Origin of the sequence: Mesorhizobium sp. M0833 (genome assembly GCF_040319905.1) — a bacterium.
Classification (GTDB): Bacteria; Pseudomonadota; Alphaproteobacteria; order Rhizobiales; family Rhizobiaceae; genus Mesorhizobium.
Genome location: NZ_JAMYOQ010000028.1, coordinates 1 through 21,122, shown reverse-complemented (window position 1 = coordinate 21,122; position 21,122 = coordinate 1). Strand labels below are relative to the sequence as shown.

At 61.1% G+C, this 21,122-nt stretch carries 17 protein-coding genes and 1 pseudogene; 9 read left to right on the top strand and 9 right to left on the bottom strand.

Features of this window, described 5'->3' with window-relative positions; genetic code table 11:
- Positions 1-50: 50 nt before the first annotated feature.
- Entirely contained in the window at positions 51-3,365 is a 3,315-nt protein-coding gene (uvrB, locus tag NKH98_RS25390; RefSeq protein ID WP_352902722.1) for an excinuclease ABC subunit UvrB, read from the bottom strand.
- A gap of 113 nt (positions 3,366-3,478) precedes the next feature.
- Positions 3,479-4,732: a hypothetical protein gene (locus tag NKH98_RS25385; RefSeq protein WP_352902720.1), complete on the bottom strand. Its 1,254-nt coding sequence runs from the start codon at positions 4,730-4,732 to the stop codon at positions 3,479-3,481.
- Positions 4,733-4,875: 143 nt separating this feature from the next.
- Between NKH98_RS25385 and NKH98_RS25380 the strand changes: the two genes are divergently transcribed.
- The 3 genes from NKH98_RS25380 to NKH98_RS25370 all read left to right on the top strand — a co-directional run bounded on the left by NKH98_RS25380 (position 4,876) and on the right by NKH98_RS25370 (position 6,988).
- Positions 4,876-5,916, top strand: coding sequence for a CapA family protein (locus tag NKH98_RS25380; protein ID WP_352902718.1), 1,041 nt, complete (start codon positions 4,876-4,878; stop codon positions 5,914-5,916).
- 105 nt (positions 5,917-6,021) lie between these two features.
- Positions 6,022-6,411: a hypothetical protein gene (locus NKH98_RS25375; RefSeq protein ID WP_352902716.1), complete on the top strand. Its 390-nt coding sequence runs from the start codon at positions 6,022-6,024 to the stop codon at positions 6,409-6,411.
- Entirely contained in the window at positions 6,359-6,988 is a 630-nt protein-coding gene (locus NKH98_RS25370) for a hypothetical protein (protein ID WP_352902713.1), read from the top strand. Before NKH98_RS25375 ends, NKH98_RS25370 begins: the two co-directional genes overlap by 53 nt.
- Before the next feature lie 13 nt (positions 6,989-7,001).
- Here the strand turns inward: NKH98_RS25370 and NKH98_RS25365 are convergent.
- Positions 7,002-7,372: pseudogene (locus tag NKH98_RS25365) on the bottom strand (YegJ family protein).
- A gap of 320 nt (positions 7,373-7,692) precedes the next feature.
- On the opposite strand from NKH98_RS25365, the gene NKH98_RS25360 reads away from it, so the two are divergent.
- Complete coding sequence (locus NKH98_RS25360; RefSeq protein ID WP_352902711.1) at positions 7,693-9,315, top strand: FAD-binding oxidoreductase; 1,623 nt, start codon at positions 7,693-7,695, stop codon at positions 9,313-9,315.
- 7 nt (positions 9,316-9,322) lie between these two features.
- Here the strand turns inward: NKH98_RS25360 and NKH98_RS25355 are convergent, their stop codons facing one another.
- A complete protein-coding gene (locus NKH98_RS25355; protein WP_352802680.1) occupies positions 9,323-9,832 on the bottom strand; it encodes an RAD23 family protein in 510 nt (169 codons plus the stop codon).
- Positions 9,833-10,043: 211 nt separating this feature from the next.
- Here NKH98_RS25355 and NKH98_RS25350 point away from each other — a divergent pair, with 211 nt between their 5' ends.
- Positions 10,044-11,159 carry a hypothetical protein gene (locus tag NKH98_RS25350; RefSeq protein ID WP_352902710.1) on the top strand — a complete coding sequence of 372 codons (1,116 nt, stop codon included), beginning with the start codon at positions 10,044-10,046 and terminating at the stop codon, positions 11,157-11,159.
- On the opposite strand, the gene NKH98_RS25345 is transcribed toward NKH98_RS25350, so the two are convergent.
- Positions 11,121-11,555: a DUF4383 domain-containing protein gene (locus tag NKH98_RS25345; RefSeq protein ID WP_023719157.1), complete on the bottom strand. Its 435-nt coding sequence runs from the start codon at positions 11,553-11,555 to the stop codon at positions 11,121-11,123. The two genes, NKH98_RS25350 and NKH98_RS25345, sit on opposite strands and share 39 nt — an antisense overlap.
- Positions 11,556-12,290: 735 nt before the next feature.
- On the opposite strand from NKH98_RS25345, the gene NKH98_RS25340 reads away from it, so the two are divergent.
- Entirely contained in the window at positions 12,291-13,229 is a 939-nt protein-coding gene (locus NKH98_RS25340) for a diacylglycerol/lipid kinase family protein (protein ID WP_352902709.1), read from the top strand.
- Between the two features lie 615 nt (positions 13,230-13,844).
- Here NKH98_RS25340 and NKH98_RS25335 read toward each other — a convergent pair.
- The 4 genes from NKH98_RS25335 to NKH98_RS25320 form a co-directional block, all read right to left on the bottom strand.
- Positions 13,845-15,056, bottom strand: a complete 1,212-nt coding sequence (locus NKH98_RS25335; RefSeq protein WP_352902707.1) for a mandelate racemase/muconate lactonizing enzyme family protein — start codon at positions 15,054-15,056, stop codon at positions 13,845-13,847.
- Positions 15,053-16,669: a GMC family oxidoreductase gene (locus NKH98_RS25330; RefSeq protein WP_352902705.1), complete on the bottom strand. Its 1,617-nt coding sequence runs from the start codon at positions 16,667-16,669 to the stop codon at positions 15,053-15,055. The genes NKH98_RS25335 and NKH98_RS25330 overlap by 4 nt, the downstream gene beginning before the upstream one ends.
- 151 nt (positions 16,670-16,820) lie before the next feature.
- The gene (locus NKH98_RS25325; protein WP_352902702.1) at positions 16,821-17,156 is read right to left on the bottom strand and encodes a VOC family protein; all 336 of its coding nucleotides are present in this window, start codon (positions 17,154-17,156) and stop codon (positions 16,821-16,823) included.
- 27 nt (positions 17,157-17,183) lie between these two features.
- Positions 17,184-17,756 carry a GNAT family N-acetyltransferase gene (locus tag NKH98_RS25320; protein ID WP_352902700.1) on the bottom strand — a complete coding sequence of 191 codons (573 nt, stop codon included), beginning with the start codon at positions 17,754-17,756 and terminating at the stop codon, positions 17,184-17,186.
- Between the two features lie 304 nt (positions 17,757-18,060).
- Here NKH98_RS25320 and NKH98_RS25315 point away from each other — a divergent pair, with 304 nt between their 5' ends.
- The 3 genes from NKH98_RS25315 to NKH98_RS25305 all read left to right on the top strand — a co-directional run bounded on the left by NKH98_RS25315 (position 18,061) and on the right by NKH98_RS25305 (position 20,979).
- Complete coding sequence (locus NKH98_RS25315; RefSeq protein WP_352902698.1) at positions 18,061-18,681, top strand: SIR2 family protein; 621 nt, start codon at positions 18,061-18,063, stop codon at positions 18,679-18,681.
- A gap of 69 nt (positions 18,682-18,750) precedes the next feature.
- Positions 18,751-20,457, top strand: a complete 1,707-nt coding sequence (locus NKH98_RS25310; protein WP_352902695.1) for a serine/threonine protein kinase — start codon at positions 18,751-18,753, stop codon at positions 20,455-20,457.
- Between the two features lie 126 nt (positions 20,458-20,583).
- On the top strand, positions 20,584-20,979 hold the full coding sequence (locus tag NKH98_RS25305; RefSeq protein ID WP_023678380.1) for an acyl-CoA thioesterase: 396 nt from the start codon (positions 20,584-20,586) through the stop codon (positions 20,977-20,979).
- The last annotated feature ends 143 nt before the right edge of the window (positions 20,980-21,122 follow it).

Sequence of the window (21,122 nt, the reverse complement as noted above, 5' to 3'; positions counted from 1 at the left end):
GCTGCGTGCCGATCCACCTTCTCCCACAACAAGGGGAGAAGGGAAGCTCGCTACCGTCCCGGCCGACCCGTCTTTCCCGGCCGACGCTTTTCGCGGCGGGCGTCGGCGGGGTCTTCGTAGGAGCCGATGCCGGCGCGCTGACGAACGATTGGCTTCGCGGAATCGTCGCGATCCTTCGCGCCCCCCTCTGCCCTGCCCTCTTTGCCACCACTTGGCATCTCCCCCACGAGGGGGGAGATCGGCTGTGGTTTCGCCGGCGCTTTTCCCTGGACCGGCTTCTCGGTCCGCCGCACCGTCATCTCGTCCAGTGAGTTCTTCCTGAACAGCGGCTTGGTCGGTTCACCCGGTATACCGAAATCCGAACCGTGCGCTTCCTGCGCCGACTGTTTCTTGAACAGCGAACGGGAGACCGCGCCTGACGGCGTCGGCATGTCGGTCCCAGGTCCCATATCGTCCAGCGAAGGTTTCGCGAACAGCGGCTTCTTGACCGGTACGGCGCCGTCGGCGCCCATTTCGTCGAGCTCCGGCTTGCGGAAGAGGTTGGGCCGGGCAGCCTTGGCCGCCTCTTCGGCGGCATGTGCCTCGTCGAGCTTGCGGAAACGCTCCTGTTCCTCTGCTGTACGATGTTTGGCCACGCCCTTGTTGTGCTTGCCCTTTTCGCGGCCCGAAACCGGGCTTTCCATGTCGGCATATTTGGCCAGCGGGTCGTCCGAGATGGACAGTTCCATCTCGCGCAGCCGCTTGATCTCGTCGCGGATGCGGGCCGCCTTTTCGAAATCGAGGTTGGCGGCGGCGTCGCGCATCTGCTTTTCCAGGGCGTCGAGATGCGCCTTCAGATTGTTGCCCATCATCGCGCCGGCGCTGTCGGTGAACTGCGAAATGTCGGCGCGGACATGATCCTTCTCGTAGACCGAATCCAGAATGTCCGAAATGCGCGACTTGACCGATTCCGGGGTGATGCCGTTGGCCGCGTTCCACTCCATCTGCTTTTCGCGACGGCGGTTGGTCTCGGCCATCGCCCGCTCCATCGAGCCGGTGACCTGGTCGGCATAGAGGATCACCTTGCCGTCGACGTTTCTGGCGGCGCGGCCGATGGTCTGGATCAGCGATGTCTCGGAGCGCAGGAAGCCCTCCTTGTCGGCGTCGAGAATGGCAACGAAACCGCATTCGGGAATGTCGAGACCTTCGCGCAATAGGTTGATGCCGACCAGCACGTCGAAGGCGCCAAGGCGCAGGTCGCGCAGGATCTCGATGCGCTCCAGCGTGTCGATGTCTGAGTGCATGTAGCGGACGCGAATGCCTTGCTCATGCAGATATTCGGTCAAATCCTCGGCCATGCGCTTGGTGAGCACAGTGACCAGCGTGCGGTAGCCGGCCCTCGTGGTTTCGCGGATTTCGCCGACTACGTCGTCGACCTGTGTCTTGGCCGGGCGCACTTCGACCGGCGGGTCGATCAGGCCGGTCGGGCGGATGACCTGCTCGGCGAAGACGCCGCCGGACTGCTCCATCTCCCAGGCGCCGGGAGTCGCCGAAACCGCGACGGAGAGCGGGCGCATGGCGTCCCATTCCTCGAAGCGCAGCGGCCGGTTGTCCATGCAGGACGGCAGGCGGAAACCATACTCGGCCAGCGTCGCCTTACGGCGAAAGTCGCCGCGATACATGCCGCCGATCTGCGGTATGGTGACATGGCTTTCGTCGATGAAGACCAGCGCATTGTCGGGAATGTATTCGAACAAGGTCGGCGGCGGATCGCCCGGCTTGCGGCCGGTCAGATAACGCGAGTAATTCTCGATGCCGGCGCAGGAACCGGTCGCCTCCAGCATCTCCAGGTCGAAGCGGGTGCGCTGCTCAAGCCGCTGCGCCTCAAGCAGGCGGCCAGCCTTTTCAAGCTCTTGCAGCCGATATTTTAGTTCTTCCTTGATCGACTTGATGGCTTGATTCAAGGTCGGGCGCGGCGTGACGTAGTGCGAATTGGCGTAGATCTTGACGCTCTTCAGCTCGCCGGTTTTCTGGCCGGTCAGCGGATCGAATTCGGTGATCGCTTCGATCTCGTCGCCGAACAGCGAGATGCGCCAGGCGCGGTCTTCCAAGTGGGCCGGGAAGATCTCGATCGTGTCGCCGCGCACCCGGAACGAGCCGCGGACGAAGTTGATGTCCTGGCGCTTGTATTGCTGGGCGACGAGGTCGGCGAGCAGCGCGCGCTGGTCGAGCCGGTCGCCGATCTGCATCTGGAAGGTCATCGCCGTATAGGTCTCGACCGAGCCGATACCGTAGATGCAGGACACCGAGGCGACGATGATGACGTCGTCGCGCTCGAGCAGCGAGCGCGTCGCCGAATGGCGCATGCGGTCGATCTGCTCGTTGATCGAGGATTCCTTCTCGATGTAGGTGTCGGTCCGGGGCACATAGGCCTCGGGCTGGTAGTAGTCGTAGTAGGAGACGAAATACTCGACGGCGTTTTCCGGGAAGAATTTCTTGAACTCGGAATAGAGCTGCGCGGCCAGCGTCTTGTTGGGCGCCAGGATCAGAGCAGGGCGTTGCGTCTGCTCGATCACCTTGGCCATGGTGAAGGTCTTGCCCGAGCCGGTGACGCCGAGCAGCACCTGGGTGCGGTCGTTGCTGTTGACGCCCTCGACGAGATCCTTGATCGCGGTCGGCTGGTCGCCGGCCGGCTCGAAATCCGAGACCATCCTGATGGCGATGCCACCTTCGGACTTCTCCGGCCGGGCAGGGCGGTGCGGCGTCCACAGCACGCCATCCTTGTGCAGCGGATTGCCGGATTCGATCAGCGCCGACAGCGCTGCGACGGTGGCGGTGACGCCGCCCGAGGCCATGGCCTCGGCGTCCTCCAGCGAAATGTCGAGACCGGCGACCGGATTGAGACCGGCCGCAGTGCGCTCCCGCGCCGAAGCCGCGCCGCCCATCGAGGTGCCGCGCGCCGTCCGGCCGGGGGAAGAGGAGCGCTCGGGGATTTTCTTGGCAGACTTGGCGCCTTCCCTCCCCCTCGAGGGGAGGGTGGCGGCGGAGCCGCCGGGTGGGGTCGGTGCGGCAGTGCTCTGCGACCCTTCATGCCGAGCGCTTCCTTTGCCGACCCCCTCTGTCGCCTTCGGCGACATCTCCCCCTCGAGGAGGGAGATTTGACGCCCTTCCTTCTCGGCCTCCTGCTCGATCTGCTCGGCCCAGTCGGCAATCGAGCCGGTCAGCGGCGCACCGGTAAACTCGGCCTGCGGCGCCTCGGCAAAGCCGCCCTTGTGCAGCGGCTCCGACGCATCGAGGAAATCGGTCAGCGGGCTGCGTCGCTTGGGCGGCGAAGCGCGATCGTCATTCGCCGGCGGCGGCGTTTTCTTGTCGGAGAGTCTGGCCATGGCCCGAATATGGGAGGTATCGGCCAAAATGGAAAGAGCGGAGTGGCGGGTGGCGCGAGGGGCAATTTGGCTCCTGACGGCAGGCTGTCAGGAGCACCCTCCAGGCTTCCTTCTCAGTTAAACCAAAGCGCGAACGTCAGAAACCCGGCTCCGCCGAACTGGCGCTGGATCTGGTTGAACTCCTCGCTTGTGAGAATCTTACCGCGTTCGAGATAGGGCGCGATGGCCGGCCCGGTGATCGACAGCACCAGGTCGAAGGGCTTTGGCTCATCAAAGAAGCGCTTCATGTTGATGCCTTTGTCGGCGATGCGGAAATGCGGCAGCAAGCTGCGTCCCTCCAGCAGATCCTCGGCCATGGCCAGGGCGGCGAGCCAGGCCTGCACCTGCTGCTCGCCGACTTCAAGGCCGGTCAGCGGGCTGGCGCCTTTCTGCTGCGGCCCGGGCAGCCATTCGCGGTCATTGTCGGTTTCGGCGCGGATGGCTTTCCAGTCTTCGCGCGACAGTCGGATCATCTCCATCAGATGGCGGCGCGCCGCTTGCCGGCGCTCAGGCTCGACCACTTGCCAGTTGATGAGATGCACCAGGGAGATGAAGTCGGCGAGGCGCCATTCGGACGATAGGATGCCGCCATTCATGCCACCGTCCAGCGGCACGAGCGTATCCTGCAGCGGCAGTTTTGCGCGCGGGAACAGCATGTGGAAGGAGCCGTCGAAGGCGTTTTTGAAATCATGCGCCAGCCAGAAGTCGGCCTGCGCCATCAGGAACTCGGCATAGCCCTGCAGCCAATAGCCGTCGGCGCGGTCGAAGCGGAAGGTGAGGGCGGGTGCGGCCGCGTCTGGCACACCGCCGCCGCGTGACAGAGACGCCATGATCGCGGCGGCACTTTCGTCCGGCGCGATCTGGCCATCCTCGTTGAGATCGATGCCGAGGCGGGTGAGGTCGATGACCATGCCGATGTCCGCGTCGGCGGGTACCGAACCCAGCATGGCTGCGGATTTCTCCAACCGGTCGCGGAAGGCGACGAGAATGGCGCGGAATTGTCCGTAGGTCAGCGGCTCGGGATCGGGGTTGTCCGGCACCGGCAGCCGCATCAGCGGCAGCGTGAACGATCGCGGGCTTTCGAAACCGTGGCGGTGCAGGCCGCCGGCCAGGATCTCCAGCGCGGTGAAGAATTCGCCGGCGCCGGCGGCGTAGGCGGCTGCCGGATCGCCTGGCGCGGCGGCTTCCAGCGTGGCAAGAGCGCTGTCGCGCTCAGTCACGGTTTTTGCCTCGAACAGTGCCGCGGCACCCGGCACTGCGGCGCCGGCCGAAGACAGCGGCAGGAGAAGAACGATGGCGCATGCCATCAGCCTGGAATAACGCATCATCGTGATCGCCCCTTTTATCGCTCCGCAGCGGATCATACACGCATTTGGTTCGCGCGCCTGTAGCCCTGTGGATCAACGATAACAGTCAGCGCTTCAATCAATCCGGCTGGCGGTCTACACAAGGCAAACCATTGGGCCGTCGCGTGTCGAATTATCCGCTTTCCTACAAACTGTCCTGGCTGCCACGCTTCCTCCGGCCTTCGCTCAATGGCGACGCGCGCGGCTTTGCTCCGGCGGACGCAGCCCTGCTCGACCCGCCGCCGGCGCGCACGGTGCGGTTGGCTTTCGTCGGCGATATCTCGGCGGTGGCCAATCGCGGCGCGCCGGACTGCGACCCCGCGATCGCGGCGCTGTTCGCCTCGGCCGATCTCGTGGTCGGCAATTGCGAAAGCCCGGTGGTGGAACGGCCGAGCGCTGTTTTGGGTACGAGGTTTGGCACGCATCACGCGATGAGCGAGCGGTTCCTTGCCGAGGCGCTGGCCGCCGCCGGCATTTCGCGTGAGAAACTGGTGCTGTCGCTGGCCAACAACCACGTGCTCGACCAGGGCATCGCCGGCTTCGACGAGACGGTCGCCGCGCTGGAGCAATTGGGCATCCGCACAATCGGCGCTGGGGCTCCAGTCGAGCGGTTTGCGGTGGGACCGCTGACAATAGGCCTTGCCGCCTTTACCTTGTGGCGCAATGCCGACGCGGCTCAGTTCGCGGGCCGTGTCTCGATGGAAAGCAATCCGGCGCAATGGCCGCGCGATGCCGCTTCGGGTGTCGACCTCCTCTGCGCGGTGCCGCATTGGGATTGGGAATTCCGGCATTTTCCACGTGCGAAGACGCGGGCACTGGCGCGGCTTCTGGCCGAACACGGCGTCGGCCTGGTCGCCGGACATCATGCCCATGTCGTGCAGCCGATCGAGCGGATCGGCAAGACGCTCGTCGCCTATGGACTCGGCGATTTCTTCGGCACCGCCTTCGCGCGCCAGCCTTGGCCTGGCCGCATCGGTGCCATTCTCGTCGTCGACATCAGCGCCGATCCCGGCACGCGCGGCGCCATTGCCGCCTACCGGCTGCATGCCTTCATGCGGCTGCGCGCCGGCGATCACGAGCGGCTGGTGCCGGTTGAAATGTTGAAGGGAAATCCAAGGCAAAGGGTTCTGGCCCGCCTCGATGCGATCTTCAGTGCCGGGCGCTGACGGCTGCGCTGACGCGGTCCACCAAACCGGCTATCATGCCCAGCGCGGGCAGGCTTGTGGCGGCGGTGGGTGATGGAAACTGCGGATTTCATGCCGAGCGAAGCGGTGATCGCCGGCCTCAGGAAGAACATCGAGGCCTATGAGGCCGAAAGAGCTTCGGCCCATCGCCGGACGCGCTGGCGGGTCCCACTGTTCATCGGGCTGGTGCTGGCGTTCGTGGTGTTTGTGGCCTGGCTCTTCAACGGGGTTGCCGACCCGAACGAGCAGTGGGTCTCGACCCCGCATGTGTTCCTCTATGTCGGCGGACTCCTGGCAGCGATCTTGCTCTATTTCCGGGCGATCAAGCCAGCGAGCAAATTGCAGCAGTCGTTTCGCAGCACGCTGTTGCCGATCATCTTCGGTTTCATCGAGGACATGCGGTATCTTCGGTTTCATCGAGGACATGCGGTATCGGAACAACGTCAAGCCGAATTCGTTCGACCGGCTGCCGCGTGAGACGGTTGGTTCGTTCAACCGACAGTCTTTCGACGATGTTTTCTCCGGCCGCTACGAAGGGTTTCCATTCGAGCTGTACGAAGCAGATCTACGGGAAGGGACGGGCAAGAGCACGACGGCAGTGTTCAAGGGCGTGATCGTCGCTTTCGAGACGATCGTGCCGTTCCCCGGCACATTGGTGGCCGCGCGCCGGACCAACAAGGTTGTCGGCTTCCTCCGCGGCATCTTCGGCGGCAAGATGCAGGAACTATCCAGCGGCGTACCCGAACTCGACGCCGCCTATAAGTTCCGCACCGACAATATCGAGGCGGCGCGGCCGCTGGTGACGGGCCGGCTGGCGCAGGCGCTGCAATGGCTCGGCGAGACCCGGCCGAACGATCCGGCACGCGTCGCGCTCAACGGCAGCGACGGCTTCCTCCTGCTGCCGCAGGAAAGGAATTTCTTCGAGCTCCCGGATAGCTCCACGCGCCTCGACTACACCAAGCATGTCGCGCCGATGATCGCCGACATGGGCGCGATGCTGGCGACGGCGGCTTTGGTGCGCAAGATCGGGGCGAAGGACGAGGAGGCGAGGTAGTCCGGCTGGGCGGTCAGCAATCGAAGCCGCGTTGGCTACGCATGTAGTCGACTTCTTCCTTCGGCATCGACTTGAACATCACACAGACGGTGAAACTGCCAACCTGGTGACCGTTTTTGGTATATCCCCAGTCGGAAATATCGTCTCGGTTGAATTTACATACTGGCCAGCCACGACGTTGTGGACGCTATGTGGCTCATTCGCCAATATCCCGACGAATCCGGTTTCGTTCCGCTGGAACGGGATGACCCAGAAGTGTTCGGTCACATGTCCGTCCTTGATCATCACCTTCAGTTTGAATGTGTCCGTTCCAGGTGGCGGTGTCTGGGATAATGCCAGGAATGCATCCAGGGTGGCACGTGCCTGTGCAGTCGCCGCCGCCATATCTGGATCGTCAGGCGCGACTGCGACGACGCTGTCGTCGCCCTGACTGGAGTCGTGAGCCTCGGCGCATATCGGAGCAAGCTCTAGCATCAGGGACAGTATCGCGCGGGACACGAGCTTCATGGAATGGGCGCCCATACAATGGTCAGCATCATCATGGATCCGTTCGGATTTTCAATCATAGCGCGAATAATACATCAATTGCAACCATAAGAAAATGCTCCTGATGCTGATGCCGCAACTGCCGCTAGTTCTGCTACGCACTCCGGCTCTGGTTTTTGCCGAAAACCCGCGCTATCCCTGAGGCAGCGAGGGGTGTCATGGTCGAAGAACGCAAGGGGTTTCGCCTGTCGCGGCGGCTGCTGCTTGGTGCGACGGTGGTCGGCGGCGCGATGGTCTGGGGCGGAACGACCGTGGCGCGGCTGGCGCGCGGTCCTTCGGGGCAGAAGAATTCCGGGCGCATCGCCGACATTGACGGCATCGATCTGGCGCAGAAGCCGCCGGAGGGCCCGCCAGCCTACGATCCGTCGCTGCCATGGCTGACCAAGGGCGGCGACATCAACGATGCCAGCGGCCTGTCGATGACGCCGGTCTACGGCGTTGTCGAAGTCAGCGAGGAAGACCACATTGCGAGCGCGCTGGCCTTTGCCCGCACCAATGGCCTGAAGGTCTCGGTCGCGGCGGTGCGCCATTCGATGGGCGGACACGCTTTCGACGACAACGCACTGGTCCTCGACATGCGCAAATTCAACAAGGTCAGCATCGACCCGGCTGCCAAGACGATGACCTTGCAGCCGGGCGCGCGCTGGCACGACATCCAGAACCTTTTGCACCCGCGCTTTGCGGTGAAGGCGATGCAGTCGACCGACATCTTTTCGGTCGGCGGCTCGCTGTCGGTCAACGCGCATGGCATGGACCACCAGGCCGGCTCTGTCGCCGGCTCGATCCGATCGATGCGGGTGATGCTGGCGGACGGTTCGGTGACAACCTGCTCACCGGCCGAAAACACCGAGCTGTTCCGCCACGTCGTCGGCGGCTACGGCCTGTTCGGCGTGGTGCTGGAGGCGACGCTCGACATTGTCGACAACGCCGTCTACCGGACCTCGCGCGAGATCATCAAATCGGACGACTTTCCAAGGTTCTTCGCCGAGGTGCTGGAGCCAAACAGGGCGATCGGTCTGTGTTATGGGCACCTGTCGACAGCGCCGGGTAATTTCCTCGAGGATATGATCGTCTACCGCTATGACAAGGTGGCCAACCAGCCGCCGGCCGACCAGCCGGCAATCGGCGAACCGGGTTCAGTCGGGCTCAAACGGGTGATCATCAACCTGGCGAAATGGGGAAGCCTGTTCCAGGAACTGAAATGGTTCACCGAAAAGACGCTGAAGCCGCAATTCGAGAGCTGCACGGTGGCGCGCACGACGGCAATGGCCGAAGGCGAGGCCTGCCTCGTCACCCGCAACAATCCGATGCACGATTCAGTGCCCTATCTGTTCAACGATCTGCTCGATGAGACCGACATCCTGCACGAGTATTTCATCCCGCGCGCCGCTTATAACCCGTTTATCGCCGAAGCGCGCGAGATCCTGCGCAACCAGAGCCTGCCGGTGCTCAACGCGTCGGTGCGCGTCGTCCACAAAGAGGATGTGGCGCTGAATTATGCGCCGGAGCCGGCCTATTCGCTGGTGCTCTACATCAATCAGCCGACCGACGCCGACGGCAATGCCAGGATGCGGACGCTGACAAGGGCGCTGATCGATGTGACGATCAAGCATGGCGGGCGTTTCTTCCTGCCCTACCAGCTCCATTACACGGGCAAGGAGCTGCTTGCGTCCTATCCGGAACTGCCGTCCTTCCTGGCGAAGAAGCTGCAATACGATCCGGGTGAGCTGTTTTCGTCAACTTTTTATCGCGCCATCAGGGCATTGATCGGCACGGCCTGAGCGTCGGTTACAGACCGTCAGGCAGTTTCGCCGCCAGCCAGTTCGCCGAGCGCTTGGCGATGCCGATCGTTGCCGCTGCGGCGCGGCCGAGATCGGTCTTGACCACGGCGTAACCCGCCTTCGTGCGGTAGAGCACGGCGCGGCCGCCATCGACCGCCGCTTCATAGGCGACCGGCCGGACGGCTTCCGTTTCCGTCGCCGTTGCCTGCGTTCCGACGGCAGCACTGGGCCGATGGCTCAGCTCCGGTGGCAGCGGGTCTGTCGCGGCGGTGCTGGCCGTCGTCAATTCGGGCTCCGAAGCGGTCGCCGCGAGCTGAGATGACGAGTTCTGTGTGCGGCAGATGCCGGAGACCAGCGGATAGTCGAAATTGCGCTCGTGCAGCATCTGGCTTTTCATCGCCGCTTCGCATTCGGCGATGGTCGACCATTTGGCGGGCGTCTCGCCGATATATTCGCAAAGCCTGGCGTCGCAATCGCAGCCGACGATGGTCATGGCGACAAGGGCGGTCTTGATCACGGTCTTGTCCCTCCGAGTTGCCTGGCGATGTGCGCAGGACAAATTGCTGCGGTGTCATCAATCGTTGCGGAACAAGGCGGGATTTGGCCGCGATTGTGGAATGAGCGTGGCGGAGCATCACGCAACGTCTTGCCGGGGCCGGCTGTGGCCGAAAGGCCTCAGTAATCGTAGACGTGCTCGAGCCTGGCGTCATCAACACCGGCAGCACGATGTGCAGCTTGCGCACGGCGACGGTCAGGCCGGTGCGTCGCGTCGAAGGTTCCGCCGGAAGCGGGTAGCTGAACAAGGTGCGTGCACCTTCGGGAACCTTGATTTCGTCGTTGGAAAGCATGGTGACCATGATCTCGTCATTGCCGCCGATCTCGACGAAGGAGATGCCCTTGCCGATCAGGCGCGGGATCATGTCGGTGAACACCTGATAGCGCCTGGTGACGAAGACCGTGCCGTCGGCGCCGAGATCGCGCTCCAGCAAAGTGTCGGGCTCGTTGCGCGTCACCTCGCTGACCGGACCCTTGGCCCAGACGTGAATGTCGAGCAAGGCCGGGTCGGTGGTGGCGGCGAGCGCCGACTTGATCAGATCGGCGTAGCCTTGCTTGATGGTGTCGGCGAGGCCGAAGGCGAGCTTGCGTTCGCTGGTACGGACAGCGCTGTCGTCCGCTGCCGGCTGGACGGCGAACAGGCCGGCACGCTTTTCGGCATAGGGAAACTGGTACCACGGCACCTGGTCGAGAAAACCGGCATACTCCGCCGCCACCTTGGCCTGGTAGATGTCGACGGCGGTGCGCTTGCCGGCTGTCGCTTCGGTGACGCGGCCGACCGTATTTTCATAGGCCCACTGGATGGCGTGCTCGATCGTGTGGCTGGTGCCGATGATCACCAGCATCTGGTGGTTGTCGAGGTTGAACTTGTAGGCGGAGCTGGCGCGGATGACCGTCGCATAGTCCTGCCAGAAACGGCCGATATAGGAGAGATAGGGAAAACCGCTCGGCTGGTTCTTGTCGACGAAGCCGGCATATTCGCGGGCGGCGTAGACGATGGCCCATTCCGGATAAGTAAGAAAGGTCGATTCCTCCGGCCGCTGGTAGCCGGGGATATCAGCACGGACCTTGTCGGCCAGCGCCTTCGGCGGGGCACCCTCAGCGACGCCCGGCAATGGCGTTGTGTCCAGCGACGGCGTCGTGAGAAAGCCGTAGGCCAGCCCGGCAATCGGGATCAACACGACAATGACGACGAGCCAGAGGATCGCCTTGATGATGCGCTTCAGCCAGCGGAACAGGAACATGGCCGGTCAGGCCGTGGCGAAATGGTCGTACACACGTTTCGATAGCCAGAACCCGACATAGACGGCAAAGCCGCCAATGACGATGTGCGGCAGGTTGGCGAAGAAGCGGGCCGGGAATTCGATGTCGTTCAAGGAGCGGAAGCCGTTGATGAAAATGCCGCCATCGAGGCAACCGGAACCGGTGACCAGGCCGAGCACGCCGTCGAACAGATAGACCGAGCCGAACAGCTTGAAATAGAACACCGCCTGGCGGTGCGAGATGAAGGCGGCCGCCAGCGCCCAGACGCCGGAGAAGGCGTGCAGCAAATCATCATACCATTGCAGCGAGAACAGGCCGAACAGATTGCCGCCGGCATCGTTGAAGGCCGGCACATAGCCGATGGCAACAACGCCGAAGAACAGGAAAGCATAGGCAACAGCAAGCTTCTGGATGAGCGTCATGAAATGTCCCCCTGCCGTCAGCCCTTTTAAGCGGCCCCCGACGGCAAATGGATAGTAGCTGATTTTGGCGCAGGGTGAAGCGTCGCCGGCAAAATCGTCCGGCGGGGCCACAAAGACAGTCGGCGCCGGGATTTCTCCCAGCGCCTCCCTGTCAGATCAGGACACGGTCGCGGCAGCAACTCCCGAAAGATGTCGCGCCATGCCGGCCTTGATTTTGAGGGTCCTGCCAGTCGCCGCCCGAGGGTAGCGTCCGTTCCGGACCACGCCGGTCTCCACTCTTGCGAGCTTTGCCCGGCGCGCCATCGAAGGTTTTTGCCGTCCTTCATGGCAGCATCGGTCCGCCGTCGGCGTTCGCACGCTTTCCGCGGCCCCGTAGGTCTCGGCTTCCATCCCTCCAACAGGCAAGCCTGTTCTCGGTCAGGGCCGTACGGGCCTCAGGAAATCCGCCGTTCCGCTGTGCCTTTCGGCGTGGCGATCGGTAGCCGCCTGAGATGGGTTTAATGTATGTCGGATAAGTGTTTGGCGGAACTGCCGCGTGCCTGTGGATAGCGGGATTATCGGGGACTGACCCTGCCAAAACGCCGACTTTCCGATCTCTGCCGCCGCCGGCCGGGATTTGCCGCCTCGAGGCCAAAACCGCATTGTCGGACATTCGATCTTGCCCCGCGGGCCGGCGCGGGCTTCAATGCCGGCAAATGATTGGAAGGCGTGTTCGATGGCCTTGGGGAGGCGGGCTTGAAGGTCGCGGTGGTTCTCAATCCGATCGCCGGCGGCGGCAGGCTCAAGCGGCATTGGCCCGAGGTTGCGGCGTCACTGAAAAGACATTTCGGCGATTTCGAGCTGCGTGAAACGCAGGCCGAGGGCGATGCCGAACGGCTGGCGCTCGACCTTGCCGCCATCGGCTTCGAGCTGGTGATCGCGGCCGGCGGCGACGGCACCGCCAGCGAGGTCGCCGACGGGCTGCTGAAAGCTTTCCGAGAAAGCGGCCGGACGGCCGAGCTTGGGCTGCTGCCGTGCGGCGCCGGCATCGACTTCGCCCGCGGGCTCGGCCTGTCGAACAATGTCGACCTGACACTGAAGCGGATTGCCGAGGCCAAAGGGCGCAAGGTCGATGCCGGCTGCATCAGCTATGTCGACGACCACGGCGCGCTGGCCAGCCGCCATTTCATCAACATCGCCAGCCTCGGGCTTTCCGGCGCCACCGACCGGGCCGTCAACGCCGACAAGCGCAAGGGCAAGGTTTCCGCCAAGGCGCTGTTCTACTGGCGCACGGTCTGGGAGTTCCTCCGCTACCGCTTCCAGGACGTTGCGATCACCATCGACGACGGTGCCCCGGTCGAGGCGCGCATGGCACTGGTGGCGGTGGCCAACGGCAAATTCTTCGGCGGCGGCATGATGATCGCGCCCGATGCCGAGGTTAACGACGGCGAGTTCGACATCGTCATTCTGCGCGCCGCCGGCAAGCTGAAGCTGATCTGGGACATCCGCCTGCTCTATGGCGGGCGGCACCGCAACCATCCGGCGATCACCATCCTGCGCGGCAAGAAAGTGGTTGTCGAGCCGATCGGCGATGTGCAAAAGAACGCCGCCCTGATCGACATAGACGGCGAATCGCCGGGTCGCATACCGGCGACCTTCGAGATCCTGCCCGGCGCCTTGACGCTGAGATATTGAATCAAGGCATTGAGGGGTTGATTCAAGTTCTTTCGGCGGTGATTCCAGCGATCCGGCCAATGCGCTGAAATCGCGTGACAATTGCCTGATGTCAGGCCTCGAACTTGGCCGGGAAACCAGGCGCGCGAAGATCGGTTCCGATCGCATCTTCCAGAAGCCTGACGATCATGGTCGACCAATTCCTTGAAACAGTGATTTTGGCAGGTGGCGGCCCATCGGCAGCGAACGTCGGTCGTTCCTGTCGGTGGTAAATCGCAAACCTTGGAGATTGGCCGAATCCCTCCCAACTTCGTCATCCCAGGGCGAAGCAGGAGCGAAGCTCCGTCGCGGAGACCCTGGGATCCATGCCGTAACCTTGATCAAAGAGTGCAGCGGAGCAGAATTTTGCACCGCAGCAGCGCTCTGAAGTCGCGGCATGGATCCCGGGGTCTGCGCCGCGTCGCTTCGCTCCTTGCTCCGCCCCAGGATGACGAAGCGATGGGCGTTTGCGCTAATCACCAAGGCATGCGGTCCGTCAACGCAAGCGACCCGTCAAATCCTCTGTGCCGAGGAACCAGGCGCCGGGCCCCGGTCGTAGACGGCGACGGCAAAAGCCGTTGCGGATCAGGCTGGCGCTCACGGCATCAGCGGTGTCTGCATCATCTGCAAATGCAGGTCCTTGCCGGTCCAGGGATGCGCTTCGCAAACGGCTTCATCGAGTTCGACGCCGAGGCCGGGCTCCTTCGACGGGATGACATTGCCGTCCTGCCATTCGATCTTCTTCTTGAGCAGCTTCTCGTGAAATCCGCCCCACTGCTTCAGCGATTCCAGAATGAGGAAGTTGGGCAGCGTCACCGCGAGCTGGATGTTGGCGGCGCCGACGATCGGCCCGCAATAGCAGTGCGGCGCGATCTGGATGTGATAGGCTTCGGCCATGGCGGCGATCTTCTTGGTTTCGAGAATGCCGCCGGAGCGGCCAAGGTCCGGCTGCAGAATGGTCGCCGCGCGGTTCTCGATCACACGCGCGAATTCGAACTTGGTCGTCAGCCGCTCGCCGGTGGCTATCGGGATCGAGGTCGCACGGGCGACCTGCGCCATCACCTCGGGCATGTCGGGCGGCACCGGCTCCTCGAACCACAGCGGGTCATAAGGCTCGATGGCGCGGGCCATGCGCAGCGCCCCCGAAGCTGTGAACTGGCCGTGCGTGCCGAACAGGATATCGGCGCGGGTGCCGACCGCCTCGCGGATCGCCTTGACCATACGGGCGGAGAGGTCGATGTCAACGAGGCGCGGCTGGTGGCCGTCGAAGGCGGTGTAGGGGCCGGCCGGGTCGAGCTTGACCGCGTTAAAACCCTGCTCGACATATTCGAGCGCGCAGGCGGCGGCCAGATCGGGGTCGTTGTAGACGTTCTTGCCGCGGGCGTCCTCGGAGTGGACGCTGCCGCTGTGCGGGTAGAGGTAGGTATAGGAACGCAGCGTTTCGTGCACCTGGCCACCAAGCAACTTGTAGACCGGCTTGCCGGCCTCCTTGCCGATGATGTCCCAGCAGGCGATTTCGAGCGCCGAGAAACAGCCCATGCCCGACACGTCGGGGCGCTGGGTGAAACCGGATGAATAGGCGCGGCGGAAGAAATTTTCGACGTCGTGCGGATCGCGGCCGATCAGATAGCGCTCTGCCATGTCCTCGACCATTTTTGCGGTGACGTGGGCCGAGAAGGTGGCGTTGTAGGCCTCGCCATAACCGACGACGCCGCCATCGGTGGTGAGCTTGACGAAGATGAAATACTTGCCGCCGATGCCGGGCGGCGGATTCCCGACCACCCAGGTCTTGACGTCGGTGATTTTCATTTCTGATCCTCCAGAACCAGTTCGGCGCCCTTCCATCCGGTCATGATCGCGGCGGCGTTGGTGTTGCCGGTTATGTTGTCCGGAAAGATCGAGGCGTCGATGACGCGCAACGCCTGGATGCCGTGTACCTTGAGGCGCGGATCGACGACGGCGCGCGCCGCGTCCGGCCCCATGCGGCAGGTCGAGACCGGATGATAGACGGTGCCCGAGCGCTTCCTGAAATCCTGGATGAGGTCCGCGTCGGAGGTGATCGAGGGACCGGGCAAAACTTCTTCCTCTATGATCTCGGCCATTGCCGGCATCGAGGCGATCTTCCGGACGAATTTCACCGCCGCCAGCATTTCAGCGACATCCGCCTCGGTCGAAAAGGCGTTGGCGACGATTTTGGGATAATCGCGCGGATTGGCGGAACGGATCATGATTTCACCGCGGCTCGACGGACGGCAGTTGGACAGCCCGATGGAAAAGCCGGGCCACGGATCGGGCGTCAGGATCGGCCGTTCGCCGCTCTTCGGAATGACGGTCGAAAACGCCTGGAAATAGAGCTGCATGTTGGGCCTCGTCGCCGCCGGATCGGTGCGGAAGAAGCCGCCGGCATTGTTCATCGACAGCGACAGCGGGCCTGAGCGCAAAAACACGTATTGCATGCCGACCAGCAGCTTGCCCCACCACGGACGCAGGATCTGGTTGAGCGTCGGCTGCCTGCCCTTGAAGGTGTAGTTGACGCCGACATGGTCCTGCAGGTTTGCCCCGACATTCTCGTTGGCGTGAACGACAGGAATGCCGAGCGCGCCAAGTAGCGCCGACGGGCCGATGCCGGAGAGCTGGAGAAGTTGGGGCGAATTGACCGAACCCCCCGACAGGATGATCTCGCGGCCGGCGCGGGCGGTTTTCGTGGCGCCATTCTGGAGATACTCGACACCGATGGCGCGCTTGCCCTCGAAAAGGATTTTGGTCGCCAGCGCGTTGATCTCGACGCGGACGTTTTTGCGCTTCATCGCCGGGCGCAGGAAGGCGCGCGCCGCCGACATGCGGCGGCCGTTCCTGGTGGTGATCTGGTAGACGCCGACGCCTTCCTGCGAGGCGCCGTTGAAATCCGGGTTGAGCGGCAGTCCGGCCTGGTTGGCGGCGGCGAGATAGCGCTTGGTGAGCGGATGGACGGAGGTCGAGCAGTCGGTGACATGCAGCGGCCCGCCGACGCCGCGCCATTGGTCGGCGCCGGCCTGGTTGTCCTCCAGCGCCTTGAAGGCGGGCAGCAGGTCGTCGAAGCCCCAGCCGGGATTGCCGGCCGCTGCCCAAGCGTCGAAATCCTCGCGCGCGCCCCTGATCCAGACCATGGCGTTGATCGAGCTCGACCCGCCGAGCAGCTTGCCGCGCGGCCAGTGGTCGACATTGCCGGCGAGACCCGGGTCCGGCTCGGCCTTGTAGTTCCAGTTGACCGCCGGGTCGAAGAAGGTCTTGCCGTAGCCGAGCGGCATCTGCACGTAGAAGCGGCGGTCGCTGCCGCCGGCCTCGAGCACCAGCACCGAGAAGCGGCCGGAAGCCGACAGCCTTTCGGCCAGGACCGAGCCGGCCGAGCCGGAACCGACAATGATGAAGTCATAGGTCTGCATGGTGGATAAAGATGGCCCTGAATTTCGCCCAGCCTAGACGCCGCGGACCGTCGCCATCACCGGAGCTTCCGGCATCGCTTGTGAAAAAAGCGACTGGCGCGCGTTGCTCACGCTATGACGCGACTGCTTTGCGGAAGGCGCGGCTGGAAATTTAAATCGTGTTATCGCATGGGTCATGGGCGTTGGCGAAAACATAGCCGCCCGCCTCATGCGGGGCGCCGAATAGCAGGCCGTCCCTGGCGCATTGCGCAGAAAACGCCTGGACGTCCTCGACATCGAAAACCAGTTTAACGGTCGATTGTCCCGACCGCTGTCCTTTGCCAGCCTGGTGGAGCATCAGGCGTGTGCCTCCGGCTGGACTGACCAATTCGACAATACGGTCGCCGTCCTCTCGATGCGCTTTGAAACCGAAATGCTTTTCGTAGAAGGCGACTGTCGCTTCCAGGTTCTTGGCGTAGAGAACAATTCGATTGAGCGCTAAAGCCAATTGTTCCTCCGCCAACCGGTCCGAGCATCACAGGCGATGATCGGCAATCTGCTTGAAATCATAGCGCATGATCGGGCGGGCCGGCGTCCTGCGTGCGACCACCCTGAACCCGGCGCGCGCGAAGGTGGAGGCATATCCGCTGCCGGAAGCGCTCGGCGATACGTCGGCGTCGAAAGGATAGGCTTCGAGGGCAGGAGCATTTGCGCGCCTTGCGACTTCCAGGGCCTGTGCAATCAGCTGGGATGTTACGCCCCGCCGGCGGCATTGTTTTCGCACGTAGAGGCAGGACAGGGACCAGACCGGCCTGTCATCCACGCGCTTGAGCCGAAATAGCCGATCGAGCCAGGGCAGGGCATCTCGTGGCGTCACCTGGCACCAGCCGACAGCCACATCGCCGTCGAAAGCAAGCAAACCCGGAGGCGGACCATGCTGGACGGCTTGCCGGAACGCTGCCTTGTTTTCCTCACTGGATCGCTTTCGATAAGAACGACCGATCCGCCCGTACATACACCAACAACGACTGCAGACGGCGCTGTCACCGAACAGGTCCTCGAGCGCGGGCCACAGATCGGGCGTCAGTGGGCGAAAGGTAAATTCCATATCAGCCGTAATCCGCTATCTATTGTTACCCAGTCTAGCCTTGAGCTATGCGTTAGCGCATCACAGGTTGCGGCCCATGCGCGATGTTCGAAAACGGGGTTTCACTCAGCATCCCGTTCATGCACCAACTCAGCGCAGAAAACCGAGGACGGCCTCCATGAATTCGGCAGGGTACTTCCCACTCCCTGAACTCGATTCTTGCCCCATGTCCCGACCAAAATAAACTCGTTAATCAACAATAAAAAACCTAGCGGTCAGGTTGAGGGGATTGTAGCGTGCCCTTACAGCGTGCTGGGAAAACTCGATGTCGTTCAACGAAATATTCAAACAACCCGCATACACCTTATTGCGCAAGGCAATAAGCGAACACATCGCCCCACTGACTCTAGTCATAGGCTCAGGCGTCAGTAAACCAGCAGGCTTGCCGGATTGGCACGGGCTCAGACGTCTTGTCCAATTGCACCTCGACAACCTTCGTGATGCCAAATGGGATGAGAACCCCAAATTTGACGACATAAAATTTAGAAATACCAAAGGCTTAGACGACTACTGGTCGTTCTTTGAATCGGCGCGTGAGCTTTTGACTGCTGCAACATTTAATGGTCTAGTTAGAAATAGCCTAGACGTGCCGCACGATGTTTCGTCGACTTCCTACAGCCGCCTATTCAACCTAACGCCGCGCGGGGTCGTGACCTTGAATTTGGATCGGCTTGCAGGTGAGGCTTTTTCGAGATCGAACCAGGGTGAGTATATACTTCCAATATACGGATTCGAACTTTCGAGAAAATGGCAAGTAATAACAGACGAACGACCGTTTCTCGTTTATATTCACGGGCATATCTCAGACTCAGAAACTTGGGTTATTACGAAATATCAGCTAAACAAGCTTAGGGAAACAAAGGCGCATGATCTTTTTCTGTCATAATTATACTTAAATCACACAGTTCTGTTTTATGGAATTAGTGTCGACGATCTGGCTATCTCAGAGCGGTTGGTGTCTCTTAGGGAGGCGGGGTTTGAAGCTCCTAGGCTGTTCTGGCTAACAAATCGCAAGGATCAGCAAGCGACAAAATGGGCGTCTGACAACAATGTCCAGAGAATATTCTATAGTGCAAATAATAATAATGACCATCAGGCAGTTGTAAATGCGATTGTCGACGACATTAACTCATTTAGATCGCTGGATGCAGAGGCGGCCCCGGGAGAAGCAATCTCAAGTCGTCTATTCGATACCGAGCTGAGCAAGAAAGATAGCCCCAGACTGATCGCTAATGAGAGTCCTGAAGAGGTTAGAAAGTTCCTTTCAAATGCGTTAGTGACGGAGATTAGAGAGAGTAACGGATCAGATGTTTATGACGTGTTCGAAAAATTTGTTTTACGATACGACTACGCCATCCAAACAAGGTCCTTTTATAGGTCAAATTCTGACATTGATAGGTATTTCTTTGGGTACAAGCTGCATTTTCCAGAACTTGGCCGCGGGAATTTTGGTACGGTATATCTATCCGAATCTAAGGATGAGAAATTCTTTGCCCTGAAGATAATGCATAGTCATATTCTTAATACGAGAGAAATGCTTGGGGGGTTTCGGCGAGGCGTTAAATCAATGAGGATTTTGACGGCCAATCGCGTTGCCGGTGTTGTGCCGCTTGTAGAGTCTTTTGAGATGCCACCAACTCTGGTTATGGATCACGTTTCTGGAAATAGCCTGGAAGAGCTGTTCACCGAGGTCAGTCGTTTCTCTTGGAGACTAAGAATCAATATTGTTTCGGATGTTTCTGGTATAGTCGATTCTTGCCACAAACTTCCTGAGATGGTTCTTCATAGGGATATAAAACCTTCAAATGTTATGATCGAGAATTTTGACTTTGCAACTCTGGAGTATTCCAGAGTCGTGGTTCTCGATTTTGATATGTCTTGGCACAAGGGTTCCAATGAGAAGGACGTAGTTTTCGAGTCCCGCGACGATTTTGGCTATTTGGCGCCCGAACAAACAAATCCAACTAAAATTGGCTCAGCGAGATCAGCGAAGGTCGATACGTTCGGTCTCGGGATGACCATCTACGCTCTGTTCGGAGGGCAGCACCCGATTCCGGGCCAGTCGATGAGTGAAAACTGGATGGGCAAGATAAAGACGGCCACTCGATCCAAGTACGAAGGAGATTGGCGATGCTTTCCCGAGCGATTAGCAAGAACGATTTTTGATGCCACGACCTTTGAACAAGAGAAAAGGTTGGAATTCTCTAGCCTGCGGAGTAGGCTTGAAAAGATGAAATTGACCATGGAGGGCGGTCGGGCCGATGTTTCGATAGATGTGATTGCTGAAGAGATACTTTGTAGGATTGCGAATGGGAGGAATTATTCATGGAACGACATACAGGATAAGGGCAGGGTAGATTTTGTGGGTGGGTTCTCTATCGCCACCAGTTCAATACTTGAGGATAGCAGCACTGTTGTCGAGATTGATTACGTCGACAGCGGGTCGAAGGCGCATAAGAAGAGAAACGAGATGATGGGACAGTGCAGAGATGAACTTGAGACTTTGTGTAAAAAAGAGGAATATGTGATTTCTAGAATAAACCTAAACCACGGCATTTTAGGATTCACGCTTCGGGTTGTTAACTGCAAGTCCGCCGATCGGTGCGCAAAAGTGTCTGCAGGTATTTTCGCTGCTGTATCCCCATTATTGAATATTTACTAGGCGCGCCAAGCCACTCGGGGGATGCGCCTCGGGCCGCCGCAAAAAGCATGGATCAGCGAATAATTGACCTCTGGGTGCCGTGACGGTAGGGGATCGAGGGCAGCCGATCTCGAAGGGATTTCGCGCATGGTGCATTACGCGGACGGGCGGCCGATCGGCGATCTGACGCTCAGGACGCTGGCCATGCCTTCGGACGCCAATGCGGCAGGCGACATTTTTGGCGGCTGGGTGATGGCGCAGATGGATCTCGCCTGCGGCATCCGCGCCGCCGAGCGCGCCAAGGGCCGCGTGGTGACGGCGGCGGTGAAGGAAATGTCCTTCGCCAAGCCGATGAAGATCGGCGACACGCTGTGCATCTATACGCATGTCGAACGGGTCGGCCGCACCTCGATGACGCTCAAGGTCGAGGCCTGGGCGCAGCGCTATCTCTCCGACCTGATGGAGAAGGTCACCCATGCCGACTTCGTCATGGTGGCGCTGGACGGCGAAGGCAAGCCGAAGGCGGTTCCGGCCGAAGGCTGATCCGGCCTGATTCCAGAAGACGGATTTAAACAGCCGTCTCTCCCGCGCGGGCAGGGGAATCGCATATGGCGATTTTGGGGTTGAGTTTAGGCTGAGAAAGGATTCTTTGGAGAGGCAGTTGAGCGAAGGAGCGACTGCCATTT